A 16,276-nucleotide genomic window follows, 5' to 3' on the forward strand; every position below is an offset into this window, starting at 1 on the left:
CTCCTTCATTATAGTACATACGTTCCCTTATGTTCAATATAATAAAAAAACCGCTCCAGTAAACCTGGAACGGATTGATATCTTATTACCAATGGCGTGTATTTTCAAGTAAACTGTCAATCTCAATCGGGTTCAGCGAAAAACTCATGTCATCTTCAGCAATTTCGATAGTATCTTCCAACAGCTCGTCAATATCCATGCTAATTCTTCCCATACCGAACCTCCTCATTCATTTTAGCCTTCAATTGCTTTTGCCGGCCTCGTGAAAATAGTTCGTATATTATATGAGGGTTCTGGGGGTCATTTAACGGAGTGAAATTTTCCCAAGTTGTTGTACTTTTGTCCACATTCGCTAATGATTAACTGTAAGTCAGTTAAATAAAACAAAAAGGCCCTTATTTAAAGGCCTTTTCCTAGTTCTCATACTGGAGGCTGAATTGGTGGCATTCCTGCTACTAATATTCCTAGCGCCATAGCACCTGTCATCAACGCAGATAACATCTTTTTCATAAAAACATTCCTCCTCAGTTGATTTTTTCAATATATTTTACTGCTTGATCAAACCTTCCCATCTGCCGATAGTGATTTGATAGCATTTTGTAAAACCAAATTAATTCTTCACTTTTCCCATCACTTTCTTCGAGGAAAGGTACTACCTTTGTTTCCGAATATATAAGTGATTTTTCTGGTTCTTCTAAACTCATAAGATAATAGTTAGCCAGTATCTTATATTTCCGGTTATTCAATTCTTTAGATAAATGGTTAACTTCCTGAAAAACATCCAAAGCTTTCGATAACTCATTAACTTGATAATAAACTTCTCCGATAGAATAGAGAGTTATAAGGTAATTCACAGTGTTTTTTTCTTGTAAAGATAAACTTTTTTCAAAGAATACAGTAGCCTCTTGAAGCTTATTTAACTTTTTTTGCAGAAAGCCCATATTGTGATAAATTTCTGGCAGTAATTTTGTTTCATTTAGGATTTCTGCATTCCTAATTAAGTGGTTAAAGCAATCTTGAGCTTCTTCATAGATTTTTGAGTGGGAATAGTTGATACCTAATAGGATCATGACATGCAATATGCGTTTAAAATTATGGTCTTCCATAAATTCTTCATGAGCGAGTTTCCCATAATAGATAGCATAGCCTGGTTCTTCTAGTGAACTCTTTGCTAATGCACGATGGTACAACAGTTCACCGCTGGATATCTCAATTTTGGATCCTCTGCCTATGGACTCAAGAATTTTATCTGCATCCTTAAAATTCCCTTTCTTTAATAACCATACAGCATAAAGATAGGAAAATAAAGCCATCTGAGGTTGGGAAAATATTTTCTTCTGTTTATTTAACAGTTCAAATTGTTTTTTTGCTTCTGTAAGTGCGCCTTTGAATATTAGATATCTGTATTTCGTAAGCTCATATGTATGTAGATTAGTTGAAAAAGGAATGATACCCTCATAATTCTTTAATCTCGTCATGACTTTATCTGCTTGGTCACTTAAATAGTAATCAATCTTTTCATTCAATTCATTAATAAGCTGCTTAATCTGTTCTTCATTTTCAGTGATGGATGAAAGGTTGACTCCCAGTCTTTCAAGCAGGAGGCCCATGGTTTCTTCATTTGCTTCTTTTGAGTTGCTTTCGATCTTGCTTAAGTGTGGAACTGAACATATGCCATTAGCCAGTTCCTTTTGCGTTAACCCTTGCTGGATCCTGTAAAATTTAATGAGTGGTCCAAACTGCATACGTTCACCTTCCGTTTTCTTATTAATCTACCATTTTTTCCAACAATTTAAACAGTCCAAAAGAACCATTTTTATAAAATTCTATATATTAAAAATTGTTTCTTCATATATTACCTCAAATAAGACAATAAAGCCACCCGAATCAATCATTTAATCCGGATGGCTTGCAAGTGTGTGCAATAAAATTATTTTACGCGAGGGAAGCCGAAACCTGATGCGTAATCATCACCAGCTGCAGCTCCTGACCCGCCCTTGATGTCATAAAGTTTAGCTCGTCTTTGGATTTCAGCACGGAGCTGTGCGTTGCTCCATGACTTATTTGATGACCAAAGTTTAGCGGCAAGTCCAGAGATATGAGGTGTAGCCATTGAGGTTCCGCTCATTGTCGTGTAATTGCCATCTACCGCAGTGGAGTAGATTCCGCCGCCAGGTGCTGAGACTTCTACATCCTTTTCCTGGATGTAATAGTCACCATCAGTATTTGGATTGCCGCGAGAAGAGAAGTCTGATACTTTGTGGGTACCATTTACGAACGTATTATCAAGTGATGCAACCGCAATCGCATTTGTAAGTGCACCAGGATATCCGATTGTATTCGCACTAGGACCGCTGTTTCCAGCCGCAGCAACAATTAAAGCACCTTTGCTATATGCATAGTCAACTGCGCTTGCGATCATCGAATCCTTACCACTTGAACCTAATGACATGGAAATGACAACCCTAGATCCAGTTCGGGCACCTTCATCAGCAGCGTGACGGATTGCACCTGCTATATCATCGGAGTATCCAGATCCATTATCGCCCAACACTTTATAGCCCCAGAGCTCTGCTTGAGGAGCGACGCCGTAGATACCGGCTCCATCATAACCGCCATTAGCTACAGCAGTTCCGGCTACGTGCGTACCATGTCCCTGGCGGTCAGTACAAGTTCCATTGACCATTGAGGAGGAGGATTGGGTAAAATCCTTACATTGTTCAACATTGTCAGTCAAGTCAATATGGTTTCGGTTGATGCCTGTGTCAAGGACAGCTACCTTGATTCCGTCCCCTCCACTTGTTGCTTGGATATAGTTATCGTTATAGATTGCCTGGATGCCCCATGGTGTCTGGTCGGATGGGTAAGATGCCTGAATCGTATAGTCACCCTTGCCTTTGCCGTTTCCATTACTTTGTCCTTCGACTCGGCCATCGACTGTATAAGTACCAACCTGTGAAATTTCGATATTCTTGTTTTTCAACAGCGCCTGATACTGCTTGCTGTTCACTTCAGTAGTAAAACCTTTTTTTCCAAAATCCCAACGCTTGCCGTATTGTTCTTTAACTTTTGCTTTTTCTGCACTCGGACCCTGGATCAACACTCGATAAGTATCCTGGCTTTCCTGTGCTCCGGCGCCAAAAGCACCTGTCGCGAACATGGAAACACCCATTGCCAAACTAAGTACAGCGGATCCGAAAACTCTTTTCTTTTTCATCCTTTTGCTCCTCTCACCTTTGAAAGATTTGCAGCTTGCCGGGCTGCAGAAATAAGTATATTTCAAATTTTCTGTGTTTATCAATGAATAAACAAGCCTTCATGATTGGGAAAAACGCTAAGGCAAGAGCCAGAATTTAAGCTAGATTTACAAATTATCCCATCGGAAATTCCCATTTCATAATACATTCATTCTCCAATGAAATCATCACTACGAATTTAACCTTTTCAATATATATCCCGTGGAATTGCTCTGAACTATGAAACCTAATAAAAATATTGTACTGGTAAAAACAAAGCAAAATCTATTGGGAAAACGCTTGCTCAATATCTATTTCCTATAACTTTACAGCATGAAAAAACACCTCGATTCGCATCGAAGTGTTTTGGTTTAATTTGATATTTTAAAGGCTTTGCTTAGACTATTAAGATACGGAACATCGGGAACCACAGTTGAATGGTTCAGGAAGAAGGCATGATTAGGTTTAACTCCAATTATAGACGGCTTCAGACCCATTAATTGCAATTCCGTGACCAGGGAAACAAATGCCTCTACTCCCTCCAGAGTCAGTTCTCCTACCCCATTTAGATCAAATAGGACCTCCTGATACCCGCCTTCCAGTGAATTATTCAATACCCGACCTTCATTTTGTCTGATCAATTCATCATCTAAATTCCCAAAAAGCGGAACTAAAGCCGAACTCTTCGTTAATTTGATAAAGGGACATGAGAGGCTTTTAATTTCCATCAGGGATTTTTCAACCTGCTCTTTCTTTTCAAGAAGCTCCAAATCGGTTGCTGCCAGCCTGATTCTATGTTTTTCAACAATAGTCTCTAATTCGGATAATCGGTGATCTTTTTCAATACAAATAATATGGCCCTTGTGTTCATGCCAATTTATGTTAATGTCAAACAAGGCATAAGGAGAGTATTTCGTTTTCATGATCAATTCGCCTTCTGCCTTGTTTATTTGGTTAACAAACATTGATTTCATCTTATTATGGCTTTCCCAATCCACGAGTTCGAGAAAATTTTTCCCAACAGAAAAAATCCCTTCACTTGCAGCGGAATTAGCAAGGATATTATATTCGGCATCTATTAAAAAATATGGCAATGGTAAATATTTAAGATCCGACATTCATTTTCACTCCATGCTGATGGCTGAGCCACTTTTTCACGTCTTCTAATTTTTTATGGAATATTGTCCGATCCGAACCGTAGCGATGAAACTCATATTGATCGAGCAACCTGCCTCCAACTATTACAACGGGCTGGTTTGGAAGCTTTTCCAATGCTTCGATATATGGGCTCAGATGTTCAGCATGGTAAAGAATTGAAAAAGAAAGACAAATTACATTAGCTTTCGATTCTTGTGCAGCTTTCAGCACATATTCAAGCGGAAGATTCGGACCATGGAATTTTATTTCCCAACCATATTCAAAGAACAGTTGGCTGGCCATTTTCAATCCAAGATAGTGCTGTTCGTTTTCAACGCAAAGAAACATCGCTTTTTTCCCATTCGGGAAAATTTGCTGTTTCTTTCTTTTTTCCCAACTATAACGAGCCAGCAAATAATCACAAGTAGCTGTAGCCAAATGCTCATCGGCGACGGTAATTTTGTTGGTTTCCCACAAATAACCAATATGCTGCATTGCAGGGGTGAAGATTTCTTCATAGATAAATAAACTTTCATTTGATTCTTCGCACTCTTGTTCTATTAGTGCCCATGAATCATCCTGGTTGCCATCGATCAAAAGCTGTGCTAATTCCATAGCTTTTTCCATCGGCACTCACCTCAATCCGGTGTTATTTTACACCCCTTAATGAATTAATCGCACTTTCAAGCATAGTGATAAATACATCTTTTTGCTCTTCATCTTCTGTATTGCCAAAAGCGATCTTCAATCTCGCAAAATTGTCTACTAAGTGTTCTGTTTTCATTCCTCTGGAAGTCAAAATCCCATTTAACCAGTGTGCATAGTCAGTAAAATATTTTTCCTCACCGAGATCTGCTGCTGTTTGCAGATACTTGATGTGGTGTTCATTGTCTTCCTTGCACTTCTGACGGCCACGCTCGCCATACTTTTCAAGCAGGATAGGGTAGTCTTTGTAAATTCCTTCAGTAACATCCTCTATTATCGCCGAGAATACAGCCTTATTCATTTTGCTACCACCTTATACCGGCCGACTGATGGGCGAATGGCTGCAAGTTCCTGGTCAGGGTAATTCTTTTCTAGCTCATGAACCTTTTTATATGCATCACTTGTAATATATTTTATATAATTATCCTTGGAATCCCATGAAATTTGCACGGTCAATTCTGCTGGATTATTTTCGTTCTGTAGCAATTGGAAGGAAATGAACCCCTCATACTCATCTACCAATCTAGATCTTTTTTGATAGATGCCGATCACTTCATCAACTTTGTCCTCCGGGATCACCACGGTTGAATGAACGATATACATGTTCCATCTCCTCCTGTTCTTTACTGCAAACATAGAACCAATTATACCTTTCCTTTCACTCCCTATCAAATTAAGCGTTCCTATGGAAAAAACTTCTTGTTATTTTCATTCACATATACTATCATACTAAAAAGCAATTTAAAGGGAGATTTTGGTATGATTAGAAAACTCAGAGACACAGATAACGAAGCAGTTATGATGTTTTTAAAGGAGGAACCTGCCCTCAATCTTTTTATCATAGGTGACATTGAAGCGTTTGGATATGAATCTGATTTCCAGGAATTGTGGGGCTTCTTCCATAAGGGTGAGCTGTCTGGGGTATTGCTTCGTTTCCATAACTCTTTCATTCCTTACGCAAAAAATGACAGGATCCCTGTCAAGGAATTTTCAGATATTATCTTGAAGTATTCCGGAAAAATCTTTTTATCTGGAAAGAGTGAACTTGTTGAAAAATTTGAAGGAATACCAGGATTGGATCTTGGTAAAAAGCAGGTCACATATTTCGCGGAATGCTCAACTGATTCATTCTTAGAAGATACTGATCTGGAAATTTTAACTGCAGTTCCTGAGGACGTTGATCGAATTATCGAGTTAAGAGGCAGTATTGAGGAATTCTTCCCCAATCCAAATGCACGTGAAATCTTTTTACAATCGCTGAAGTCAGCCACTGGGAGAACTTACTATGTAGAAAAGGATGGAAAAATGGCGGCATCAGCCTCAACTGCTGCCGAAAATTCTAAATCCGCCATGATCGTTGGTGTTTGTACACATAAGGATTACCGCCGTAAAGGGCTGGCGACTGCTGTGATGCAGAAGCTTTTTAAAGATGTAATGGATGAAGGAAAGATTCTTTGCCTATTCTATGATAATCCGGAAGCTGGCCGGATTTACAAGCGGCTTGGCTTTGTCGATATTGGCATGTGGACAATGTTTAGATAAGGCTCTTTTCAAAGACTTTATATGAATATGAAAAGCAACAATTCCTGCGAAAATAACCGTAGATAAAAATCAGGGCTGGATGCCGTTCATCCAGCCCTGATTTTAATTTTTTACAACCTTTGCGATTGCATCAATTGCTTTCTGGATTTGATCTTCAGTTACATCATAATGGGTAACAAACCGGACATAAGTTGGTCCAAACGTTCCGGATATTACCCCTTCTGATCGAAGTTTTTCTACAAAAGCTCCTGAAGTAACCTTCAAATCTGCAACATCGGCAACAACAATGTTTGTTTCAGGCTGCCTGGCAAGTTTCATCCCAGGAATGGATTCAATGCCTTCTGCGAGAATCCGTGCATTCCACTGATCTTCTCCAAGACGGTCTTTCATCTTCGTCAAAGCGATTATTCCAGGAGCAGCGATGACACCAGCCTGCCTCAACCCGCCGCCCAATCGTTTTCTCCATTTCCGGGCTGTTTTTATAAAATCAGCGCTGCCTGCTATGATGGAACCAACAGGGGCTCCCAATCCTTTTGACAGGCATATTTGCACAGTATCCGTGTATTTAGCAAATTCCTTCACATCCACTCCCGCAGCCGCAGCAGCATTGAATAATCTGGCACCATCAAGATGGACTGGTACATTATTTGCGCTTGCTATTTTGTATATCGCTTCCATATTTTCTGCTGGAATGACTGCTCCCCCTGCCCTATTGTGGGTATTCTCCAGGCAAATCAGTCCTGTTTCAGGGTAATGGATATCTTCAGTACGTATTGCGTTTAGAACATCGTTGGGATCCATGACACCTCTTTTGCCGGGGATTGTTCTCGTTTGGACTCCGGCTAGTGCAGCTACTGCTCCCGATTCATAGTAAAAAATATGGGATTCTTCTTCAAGCAGCAATTCCTGTCCCGGTCGGCAATGAGAAAGCACTGCAATTTGATTTCCCTGTGTACCACTTGTGACAAATAACGCTTTTTCTTTTCCAAGAATGTCAGCTGCTATTTCCTCTAATTCGTTTACGGTGGGATCTTCTTGATATACATCATCTCCCACTTCTGCAGCATACATGGCTTTTCGCATTTCATCAGTTGGCTTCGTAACGGTATCACTTCTTAGATCGATCATTCCTTACCCCTCATTTCTATGTAAAGTTTACTATTATATCTATTTTAACAACCCCACCTGCAAAAAACTAACAGTTTCTTATCACATTCCTTCGGGTATCTCCTAAACAAAGGCTGGTTGAACAAAATAGGCTGCATATCAATTAACATACTTTATGATAATCCCAGAGAAGATCAAATATCACTAGTTTTTGAATGCAGCAAAGTCTAAAAAGAGCCTTACAAGGAGGAAGATTTACTGATGAATATAGAAAAAGTAATGACAAGAGATGTAGAATATTGCAGTCCTGATACACCGATTCATGAAGTGGCGGCGAAAATGAAGGAACTGGATGTTGGAGTCATGCCAATTTGTGAGGGAGACCAATTACGAGGCTTAGCAACGGACAGGGATATTGTTTTAAAGGCAGTGGCTGAAAACACTTCAATGGATTCCCCGATATCAGAGGTAATGACAACCGATCCTGTTCGAGGCACTGTTCATATGTCTGCAGAAGAGGCAGCAGACCTGATGGCAGATGTCCAGATTCGCAGACTGCCTATCGTAGAAGATGGAAAAATGATCGGGATTGTTTCATTGGGGGATCTTGCCGTAACAGACAGTTTAGAGGATGATGCAGGAAGTGCCTTAGAGGATATTTCCACGCCTTCTGAACCTGAAAAGTAATATAACAACAAAAAAACCCCGTCATAATGGGGTTTTTATTCTGCTATCTTCCTGAATTCCAAACCTTTTTCCTTCATAAGATGGGTTAAAGCAGATTGGAAATCCGCGAAGGTCTGCGCTTCCAATCGAATGCCATCCAGAACTATTCTCTTTACTAGCTCAGGATTAAGTCCCACAAATAAGGTCCTTACTCCCATCAAAGAAATCGCTGAAGACAATTCATGAAGCTCTCTCCCGATTTCTTCAAGACAGACACCTTCTACTCTTTCTCCACTTATATCAGTCAAATCGATAATGGCTGTTTCAACATCTTTATTTGAAATAAAATTGAGCACATTCACCCGTATTTTTTCGAATCGCTCAGCACGGATCAATCCTGTAATTGGTACAAGAATCGTTTGAGGCACAATTGATGGAATGATTGGCGCGGACATTTCAGAAATGATCGTTTCATATTCTTGTATTTTTTCCTCTAGCTGTTTCAGCTTATTCGTCTCCAAGCTGGACTAAACCTCCTAAAAACACAGTAATCTCATACCTTCTACTTTTCTATCATACATTTACACACCCATTTTGTATAGCGAATAACTGCTTCCCAAATAGAAGCAGTAATTTAATTAATCACATTAATCAATTGCATGATGTCTTCATAAATCTGCTCCTGATATTCATCATCACAGCATCTTTTATAATCATCAATCAGGCGCCCAAGTTCTTTTAGAAAAATTAATTTTTCTTCTTCATTGATCATGGCAAAATTCTCCTTAATAGGACAAAAGTCATGTATGGTTAAACTTAACATAAATATTTCTACATCACAACGAAATTTTTCTTGTTCTTATTATTATATTTTGTAAATCTGGAGAAACTATACATAACGAATTGAATTAAAAAGGAGCAAACATGATACATAATCTTTTTAGGCTGATCATGGTTTTAATATCCTGGTCCACTTTGTTGCTTTATCCAAAAAGGGATTTTAAAAGATATTTGCCTGTTACTGTATTCGTCACAGGTATGGTATCTATATTATTGATTTTATCGAATCCATATAGACTTTGGAGGGTATCAGGAGGATTAGGATCGAAACTCTTCAATGATCTAAGCTTTACGCTCGGTCCGTTTTTTACGGCTAATCTCTGGGTGTTCCGGCTCGCTTACGGCAGTATCTGGCAATACTTAGGCATCAATCTGGTGATGGATTATTTATTAGCATACCCTGTCAGCAAGCTTTTTAAGAAAATGAATATTTACCAGTTGGACAGGTTGAAGCCGCTTTATTTCTTCAGCATTATTTCTTCCTTTGCCATCCTTGCATATGGATTCCAATATTATTTCAGAGGGGACAGACGATAAATAAAAAAGTGCAAGCGCCTTGATCAGCCCCGACAAGCGCTGGAGGGCCTGACAGTGAAGTCGTTCTTTGACTTCATTGGCAGGACCGAGGGGCTAGGCGCTGTCGCTGGAATATGACATCCACATTACCTTTTCACACTTAATTGCTTTAATAATTTCCAATAGAATGACAAAGACCTTCCATCACGATGAATGGAAGGTCCTTTTTAATTTTCTGTGGATATATTCTCCATGATTAGTTCTATGCCTTTGACATTTTCAACAAACGCAATGACAGGGTCGATTTCATTGCGGAGTTTCGGAGTCAATGGCAATTCAATGTTTTGATCACCATAAGTAAAGATCAATTTCTCAGGTGTCAAAGTCCCACCTTCATTTTTATTGACTTGCTTCATAGCCGTTATATCCGCCCATGCATAAAAACTTTCGTCAAGCTTCCACAGCTCGTCATAATACAATCCATCCTTGTCAATATAATAATAATTATCAAGGCTCAGGTAGGTGCCTGCAACCATGACGAGCAAGGTTGCAAATGAGGCTATCGAAACATTCACATTTCTCTTCCTCGATTCATCTGTCCTGAAAAGGTAGATTGCGATGATGATCAAAAAGACCGGAATGATCAATAGAACTGAAACCATCGAAATATAAGATGACATCGGGCTGTCAAAAAACCAGTTTGACCTATCCAGATAAATTGATTGATGCACGAATGAAACGATAAAGATTCCAATTGGTACAGATGCAAAGAGCAGGATTACAGCAGCTGTAATCAATAGACTCCCTGCACGATCAGCATTATGTGCGTTCAAATCATTTTCCCCTTTTCTAATTCTATATCTCCATAATATATATTCACCATTAGTAAAAAATTTCCTTCCGCAAACCAGATCTTTTTATCAAAGTCGGCTGTGAAATTATTTTTCCGCAAGGTCTCGAAATAAAAAAACAAACCGGAATCATTGCCGGCTTGTTTGCTTCGTTTTACTTCCTTTGATTTTCCTCATTCTTTAATCTGTTTTGCTGATCGGGAACCCTTCCTTGATCTTTGAACTCATCAACCTTTTTTGCTTCTTCTAATTTTTCCCGGTCATATTCGACAAGGCTCTGATGATTTCTTTTCGTATTACCCATCGCATTTACCTCCTTATCATTGTTATTCATCCTTTCCCGTATAAAAATGAATCAAACTCTCTTAATCCATATACAGTTAATATGTTTACTTCTTATGTTTAGATGGTAATTAATAAAGCACAGATGGAAAATCAAAATGCACTACATTGAGAAAGGAAAATGCTTTATGAGAGAAATTACAGTAACTGTTGATTTAATGGGGAAGAATTATTTAACTAATGTCATCGCAGATCGTGACACATCGGATGATGAAATCATGGAGATGGCAAAGAAGCAAGTCCAGGAGCAGTGGTTACTCTAATCTCCCCAATTTTTTCCGTAAAACCAGTGCCTTAGTTACAGTTTGCAAACTAAAATTGCACCTTAATCCGATTTACCAAATGTGATATTAAAGTAAGCGTGAATAGAGCCATTTAAAAAAATAATCAAAAAAGGGATACAGTTTTAGCAAACTGTATCCCTTTCTTTGTTATTTCCTGTATTTTGCTTATAAAAGTAAAAAGCGAGTTAATATTCTTAGATTGCGGATGTTCATAGGGGGTTGGCATCCAAATCTGCCTATGAGGAAAGGAGGTATATAGTTCGAAGCTTAAAATTCACTCTTCATACAGTTCAATCGGTAATCCATCGGGATCAGAAAAGAAGGTAAACCTTTTTTTAGTCAGAGGATCAACCCTGACCTTTTCAACATCCACCCCTTGACTTGTGAGGTTATTTACAAATGCGGCTATGTCCTTCACAGCAAAAGCCAGATGTCTGAGTCCTGCAGCTTCTGGATAACTGGCGCGTGCGGGAACATCTGGAAAAGAGAATAATTCAATTTGGAAAGAGTCCCCTACTGCCAAATCCAATTTAAAGGATTGCTGTTCTTCTCGATATATTTCAGAGATGACCTCAAAGCCAAGAATCTTTGTATAAAACCTCTTTGACTTTTCATAATCAGCACAAATGATGGCAACATGATGAATTTTTTCTAACTTCATCGACTGCCCCTTTACCTTGCCCACTTCGCAATGGTGATTTTCGTGCCGGTCCCGGGAATGGAGTCTATATCAAAACTGTCCATCAATCTTTTTACCCCCGGAAGGCCCGCACCAAGTCCACCCGATGTTGAAAAGCCATCCTGCAAAACCATTCTGATGTCATTTATTCCAGGTCCATTATCAGCAGCAGATATCTGGATCCCTTTTCTTCCATTTTCACTCAAGACCTGTATGGTGATTTGGCCGCTGCCTGCATAAAGGTAAATATTCCTGGCAAGCTCAGAAATCGCAGTCGTAATCCTGGCCTGATCAACCCCGCCAAATTGAAGTTCTTTTGAAACTTCTCTCCCTTTTTGCCGGGCGAGTACTATATCAAATTCATTATTAATATTAATCACAATCGATTCTGTCATATGGCTAAACCTCTAACAAATGGCTTAATATCGAAATTCCTTGTTCAAGATCAAGGGCAGTATGGACATTTTCCATAGTGATGCCCAATTCGATCAACGTAATGGCTACAGCTGGCTGTATTCCGGTCAAGACGGCTTTCGTGCCCATTAAGCTTGTCATTACAATTACATCACCCAAAACCTTTGCAATGAATGAATCAATCATATCAACAGAAGTCAGGTCGATTACAACACCTTTTGCTCCTGTATCTTTTATTTTATTTAACAAATCCTCCTGAAACATCAGTACGGTTTGATCATCTAACTCCACTTGTATCGAAACCAACAGATAATCTTTTAGTTTTAATATAGGAATTCTCACTTTATATATGCCTCCAAATCGTTAAACTCACCAGAAATACTCTTTTACATTCACAAATAAGATTTTAATTGGATTATACGCTATATAAGAAGTGCTTTACAAATTAAAAGCTGTCTTTGTAAAAACTAATTGTTGGATAGATCGAAAGAAAAAAAAATTTAAAAAAACCTCCTGATCGGAGGTTTTAAATATTATTAATCCGGGTATGAATTAAAAAGCAGTTTTTGCGCCTAGATAACGAGGCTTCCAGTAAGAGTTATTCATATCACTGATTTCTACTCCTCTGGATGACCCAGCATGGATAAACTTGTCATTGCCTAGATAAATCCCTGCATGGGATGGTCCTGCTTGGTACGTTTCAAAGAATACCATGTCTCCAACACGTGGTGATGAAACGGTCTTAGTTGCATCCCAAATGGAAGCCACTGTTCTCGGGATGGAGACTCCCGCTTTATTGTAGACATAGTTCAGATATCCAGAACAATCGAAACCAGATGGACTACTTCCCGCCCACACGTATGGAACTCCAATGTACTTTTTTGCTTCAGCAATCAATGAATCCACCTGGGAACTTGAGTTATAGGTTGCCACAACAGGTGCTGATGCTGCGGAAACATTTGTAGCAACAGGTGTTGCAGCAGTCCCAGATATTTTTAATACTTGCCCTGGGAATATCAAGTCTGACTTCAAATTATTAATAGACATCAATTGAGACAGCGATACATTATGGCGAGCAGCAATCGTTGACAAATTGTCACCGCTACGGACTGTGTAAGTGCTAGCTGTACTTGCTGGTGCAGCAGAAGACGTTACAGCGGCAGATCCTGATACCTTTAACTTTTGGCCAGGATGAATGACATCAGAAGTTAGTCCGTTTAGGGATTTCAATCCACTGATAGACATTCCGTATGATTTTGATATTCCCCATAAAGTATCGCCCGACTTCACGATATACGTATCTCCAGTCGTGCTTGCAGAAGCAGTGGTTGAGTGGCTATGAGGAGCCAGGACTGATAGTTTTTGATTCACATAGATAGTAGAGCCTGATAGATTATTCCATTTTTGAATATCATTTATTGCAACATTATATGTGTTAGAAAGCTTCCATAAAGAATCACCAGGTTGAACTGTGTGTAATTTTTCGTGTGCACTTGCAGAACCATTGAAGGATGTAAATAAAAATCCGGCTGTTGCAGCCATCGTCAGAATCTGTTTTTTCATGTTGAGCAACTCCCTTTGATTTCGATTACAAATTAATAGTAGAGTTTCCCAAACTAGTTTTGAATCTATAAAATTTGGTTCTCAAGGAATTGTTTTCCTCTGGTAAATCTTTCGCTTTCTTTCCAAAATACCCCTAAATCCTTATATTTAAAGGGTTTCCAGCCTGTTTTTTCCACTAACAAACATTAGTTTGTAATATTTCTGCAACATAAGCTTAACCTTGCTGTAACTTAAATACTATATGTAGTTAATCCTATTAAAATTTTATTACAAGGGAAGAATGGACTAATTCGGTGTCTAAACTCCGAGTTTTCTATAATAATTTACAGTGATTCATTTCTATGTGAAATCTTTATTGATTACCAACGCAGCAAAACCCACTGTGGAATCACAGTGGGTTTTGCTTTTTTTCTGGTCAGATGTTTCGTTTAATTAACTTGTCAGTCATTTGATCAACTTGACCGCTGTTGCCTTCTTGCTTTGCGGCCGAGGCAATTTGACTGATTAGCTGGCTGCTTTCCGGATTAGTGGAACTTGTAGCATGGTAGCCTGAACTCTTGTTTGTTGATTGGGTATCCGCCATCCCAGAAGTAATTTCTTTTGCGAACTCGGTTAATCCTGCAGAAACCGGCCGATTGAATGAGTTTCCAGTGCTTGTATTCTGAAACAGCTGCCTCATTCCATCGCGGTTTCGGAAAGCGTATGCTGCAGCAGCACTTGCTACAACGCCCATGATCGAGTACGTCATAGAACGAGATTTCTTGCGTTTATATCCGAACATCTTCATCAAATTTTGAGATATATTCGACTTCATTAACGCAGACATCCACGCAGATCTATTCATTGGCAGCACCCCTTTTTGAATTAGAGGAGAACTATCCCCTCCACCCTTTAGTATTGGGTTCTGGTCATTCAATATACCGGTAAAAGTTTTACAGTTACACCGGCTACTCGTTTAGGAAGGGTTTGATTTTCTGGATAGCCTTCTGCAGTTTTTCAGCGTTTTTATTGTACATTTGTTTTACTTCAGAAGACTCTGTTCCGAGAGCAAATAATTCTAAATCGGCCTGGCACTTATTCATCATGGCAAGCAATAGTTTTCTCGGCTGTGGAGACGGTATCTCAAATTGATCATCATAAGTATCAATGGTTAGTTTTCCGAATGAATCCACCTGTCCCATAAAGACATTATCAAGCGTTACACCTAAGTTTGCTAATTCCATATCCAGCCACCCTCTATTCTTGCCAGCCGAAGTTAATGAATCGTTAAGAATATTTCCGTCCATGATAACGGTGTATGGTTCTTTCTCCGGAGCGACCTGCAGATTCAAATCCTTGGCGGTAAGAGGCTGTAATTCTTTTTTAAGCAGGACGCTCAAGTCTCCTTTTGGTTCAAGAATGGCGAATTCAACATCTGCCGTTTTAAATACGTTCTTCTGGCGCAAAAGAGAGTTCAACTCATCAATTGTATATTTTTCTTTCTTAAGGTTTTCCTCCAGGACTTTCCCGTCTTTAATTAAAACCGTTGCTTTCCCTTCTAATACATCACGGAATTTCTTGCTCTTGATTCCCATAAAATCATGCAAATATGTAAACGCACCAAATATCATGATCGCTAAAACTCCATGAAAGAAATTCCCGTCCAGTCCCATGATGACTTCCCCGGCAATGCTCCCAATCGTTATGCCTGATATATATTCAAAAAAAGACAACTCGGAAAGCTGTTTTTTCCCGCCTATCTTTGTAATTGCATACAATGTGATTGCAAATAATATAGATGAGACGATAATATGTGTGTAATCATTCATTGCATCACCTTCTAGTTTTTATATTGGGGCTCTTCTATTTCCACCTTGATTTTTCGTTTTTCTAAATCCGTTTTGATTTCAGAAATTACGAGCATGGTTTCATGAAAAACCCTGCTTGCTTCGGGAATCGTTGAGTTCAATGCCAGTGCAGAAAGCTGGGCTTCGATCCCTTTTATCGTCGATAACACTTGATTAACATTTGAACCTACTGTCATTTATCATCACCTCTATAATGGAGAAGAGGGCGGGTTGCCCTGCCCTCCCTGTTTATTTACTGCTTATATTGCGGTTCCTCTTGTTCAATCTCCTGCACACGAGGCTGAAGGCTGTCAATAACCGCCTGTGTTTGCTGAGCTGCAGTTTGGTAAATCTGTTTTGCCTGCTGATTTTCTGTACCGAGCGCAAAAGTTTCCAAACTTGCCTGAGCGCTTTTCAAACCTGCCAATGTTTGTTTTACCTGAGCTCCAACTGTCATCGTATCCCCTGCTTTCTGAATAATATCGGTACTGTTTTAGTATTGCTATAATGCCTTGAAATATTCTCTGCCAAAATCTTTTTACTGAATCTTAGCTCAAACAAAAATTTG

General features: G+C 39.2%; 24 protein-coding genes. 4 read left to right on the top strand and 20 right to left on the bottom strand.

The genetic code is table 11. The features are described from left to right. Positions 1-85 precede the first annotated feature (85 nt). From ACNAZ4_RS18265 to ACNAZ4_RS18295, 7 genes are all read right to left on the bottom strand, one after another. Positions 86-214, bottom strand: coding sequence for a hypothetical protein (locus ACNAZ4_RS18265; RefSeq protein WP_415816745.1), 129 nt, complete (start codon positions 212-214; stop codon positions 86-88). Positions 215-524: 310 nt separating this feature from the next. Beyond that, the gene (locus ACNAZ4_RS18270) at positions 525-1,745 is read right to left on the bottom strand and encodes a helix-turn-helix domain-containing protein (RefSeq protein ID WP_415816747.1); all 1,221 of its coding nucleotides are present in this window, start codon (positions 1,743-1,745) and stop codon (positions 525-527) included. A gap of 185 nt (positions 1,746-1,930) precedes the next feature. Further along, the gene (locus ACNAZ4_RS18275; RefSeq protein WP_415816749.1) at positions 1,931-3,217 is read right to left on the bottom strand and encodes a S8 family peptidase; all 1,287 of its coding nucleotides are present in this window, start codon (positions 3,215-3,217) and stop codon (positions 1,931-1,933) included. A 390-nt stretch (positions 3,218-3,607) separates the two neighbouring features. After that, positions 3,608-4,354, bottom strand: coding sequence for an STAS domain-containing protein (locus tag ACNAZ4_RS18280; protein WP_415816751.1), 747 nt, complete (start codon positions 4,352-4,354; stop codon positions 3,608-3,610). Further along, positions 4,341-5,000, bottom strand: coding sequence for a cobalamin B12-binding domain-containing protein (locus tag ACNAZ4_RS18285; protein ID WP_415816754.1), 660 nt, complete (start codon positions 4,998-5,000; stop codon positions 4,341-4,343). Before ACNAZ4_RS18285 ends, ACNAZ4_RS18280 begins: the two co-directional genes overlap by 14 nt. 22 nt (positions 5,001-5,022) lie before the next feature. Next, on the bottom strand, positions 5,023-5,379 hold the full coding sequence (locus ACNAZ4_RS18290; RefSeq protein WP_415816756.1) for a hypothetical protein: 357 nt from the start codon (positions 5,377-5,379) through the stop codon (positions 5,023-5,025). Then, positions 5,376-5,681, bottom strand: a complete 306-nt coding sequence (locus ACNAZ4_RS18295; RefSeq protein WP_415816758.1) for an antibiotic biosynthesis monooxygenase family protein — start codon at positions 5,679-5,681, stop codon at positions 5,376-5,378. Before ACNAZ4_RS18295 ends, ACNAZ4_RS18290 begins: the two co-directional genes overlap by 4 nt. A gap of 156 nt (positions 5,682-5,837) precedes the next feature. Here ACNAZ4_RS18295 and ACNAZ4_RS18300 point away from each other — a divergent pair, with 156 nt between their 5' ends. Next, positions 5,838-6,620 carry a GNAT family N-acetyltransferase gene (locus ACNAZ4_RS18300; RefSeq protein WP_415816760.1) on the top strand — a complete coding sequence of 261 codons (783 nt, stop codon included), beginning with the start codon at positions 5,838-5,840 and terminating at the stop codon, positions 6,618-6,620. 102 nt (positions 6,621-6,722) lie between these two features. Here ACNAZ4_RS18300 and ltaE read toward each other — a convergent pair whose 3' ends face one another. Further along, entirely contained in the window at positions 6,723-7,748 is a 1,026-nt protein-coding gene (ltaE, locus tag ACNAZ4_RS18305) for a low-specificity L-threonine aldolase (RefSeq protein WP_415816762.1), read from the bottom strand. A gap of 240 nt (positions 7,749-7,988) precedes the next feature. On the opposite strand from ltaE, the gene ACNAZ4_RS18310 reads away from it, so the two are divergent. Continuing rightward, positions 7,989-8,414, top strand: coding sequence for a CBS domain-containing protein (locus ACNAZ4_RS18310; protein WP_415816764.1), 426 nt, complete (start codon positions 7,989-7,991; stop codon positions 8,412-8,414). 35 nt (positions 8,415-8,449) lie between these two features. Here ACNAZ4_RS18310 and ACNAZ4_RS18315 read toward each other — a convergent pair whose 3' ends face one another. Further along, positions 8,450-8,914, bottom strand: coding sequence for an STAS domain-containing protein (locus ACNAZ4_RS18315; protein ID WP_415816766.1), 465 nt, complete (start codon positions 8,912-8,914; stop codon positions 8,450-8,452). Between the two features lie 113 nt (positions 8,915-9,027). Next, on the bottom strand, positions 9,028-9,165 hold the full coding sequence (locus ACNAZ4_RS18320; RefSeq protein ID WP_186326824.1) for a hypothetical protein: 138 nt from the start codon (positions 9,163-9,165) through the stop codon (positions 9,028-9,030). A 152-nt stretch (positions 9,166-9,317) separates the two neighbouring features. Between ACNAZ4_RS18320 and ACNAZ4_RS18325 the strand changes: the two genes are divergently transcribed. Next, positions 9,318-9,770: a hypothetical protein gene (locus tag ACNAZ4_RS18325; protein ID WP_415816769.1), complete on the top strand. Its 453-nt coding sequence runs from the start codon at positions 9,318-9,320 to the stop codon at positions 9,768-9,770. 206 nt (positions 9,771-9,976) lie between these two features. Here ACNAZ4_RS18325 and ACNAZ4_RS18330 read toward each other — a convergent pair whose 3' ends face one another. Together ACNAZ4_RS18330 and ACNAZ4_RS18335 are read right to left on the bottom strand one after the other, a co-directional pair. Continuing rightward, on the bottom strand, positions 9,977-10,582 hold the full coding sequence (locus ACNAZ4_RS18330) for a hypothetical protein (RefSeq protein ID WP_415816771.1): 606 nt from the start codon (positions 10,580-10,582) through the stop codon (positions 9,977-9,979). 172 nt (positions 10,583-10,754) lie between these two features. Next, positions 10,755-10,904, bottom strand: a complete 150-nt coding sequence (locus ACNAZ4_RS18335) for a hypothetical protein (protein ID WP_415816773.1) — start codon at positions 10,902-10,904, stop codon at positions 10,755-10,757. A gap of 166 nt (positions 10,905-11,070) precedes the next feature. Between ACNAZ4_RS18335 and ACNAZ4_RS18340 the strand changes: the two genes are divergently transcribed. Next, positions 11,071-11,205, top strand: coding sequence for a BA3454 family stress response protein (locus ACNAZ4_RS18340; RefSeq protein ID WP_415816775.1), 135 nt, complete (start codon positions 11,071-11,073; stop codon positions 11,203-11,205). Positions 11,206-11,500: 295 nt separating this feature from the next. Here ACNAZ4_RS18340 and gloA2 read toward each other — a convergent pair whose 3' ends face one another. From gloA2 to ACNAZ4_RS18380, 8 genes are all read right to left on the bottom strand, one after another. Then, positions 11,501-11,887, bottom strand: a complete 387-nt coding sequence (gene gloA2, locus ACNAZ4_RS18345) for an SMU1112c/YaeR family gloxylase I-like metalloprotein (RefSeq protein ID WP_415816777.1) — start codon at positions 11,885-11,887, stop codon at positions 11,501-11,503. An 11-nt stretch (positions 11,888-11,898) separates the two neighbouring features. Continuing rightward, on the bottom strand, positions 11,899-12,300 hold the full coding sequence (locus ACNAZ4_RS18350; RefSeq protein ID WP_415816779.1) for an anti-sigma regulatory factor: 402 nt from the start codon (positions 12,298-12,300) through the stop codon (positions 11,899-11,901). 4 nt (positions 12,301-12,304) lie between these two features. Beyond that, positions 12,305-12,670: an STAS domain-containing protein gene (locus ACNAZ4_RS18355; protein WP_415816803.1), complete on the bottom strand. Its 366-nt coding sequence runs from the start codon at positions 12,668-12,670 to the stop codon at positions 12,305-12,307. Between the two features lie 201 nt (positions 12,671-12,871). Next, positions 12,872-13,882 carry a C40 family peptidase gene (locus ACNAZ4_RS18360; RefSeq protein ID WP_415816781.1) on the bottom strand — a complete coding sequence of 337 codons (1,011 nt, stop codon included), beginning with the start codon at positions 13,880-13,882 and terminating at the stop codon, positions 12,872-12,874. Between the two features lie 415 nt (positions 13,883-14,297). Continuing rightward, positions 14,298-14,726: a hypothetical protein gene (locus ACNAZ4_RS18365; protein WP_415816783.1), complete on the bottom strand. Its 429-nt coding sequence runs from the start codon at positions 14,724-14,726 to the stop codon at positions 14,298-14,300. 103 nt (positions 14,727-14,829) lie between these two features. After that, a complete protein-coding gene (locus ACNAZ4_RS18370) occupies positions 14,830-15,690 on the bottom strand; it encodes a DUF421 domain-containing protein (RefSeq protein ID WP_415816785.1) in 861 nt (286 codons plus the stop codon). Between the two features lie 11 nt (positions 15,691-15,701). Continuing rightward, entirely contained in the window at positions 15,702-15,905 is a 204-nt protein-coding gene (locus ACNAZ4_RS18375) for a DUF1657 domain-containing protein (protein ID WP_415816787.1), read from the bottom strand. A 56-nt stretch (positions 15,906-15,961) separates the two neighbouring features. After that, entirely contained in the window at positions 15,962-16,165 is a 204-nt protein-coding gene (locus ACNAZ4_RS18380) for a DUF1657 domain-containing protein (protein ID WP_415816789.1), read from the bottom strand. Positions 16,166-16,276 lie beyond the last annotated feature (111 nt).

It is taken from the genome of Mesobacillus thioparans (assembly GCF_965138835.1).
Taxonomy (GTDB): domain Bacteria; phylum Bacillota; class Bacilli; order Bacillales; family Cytobacillaceae; genus Mesobacillus; species Mesobacillus thioparans.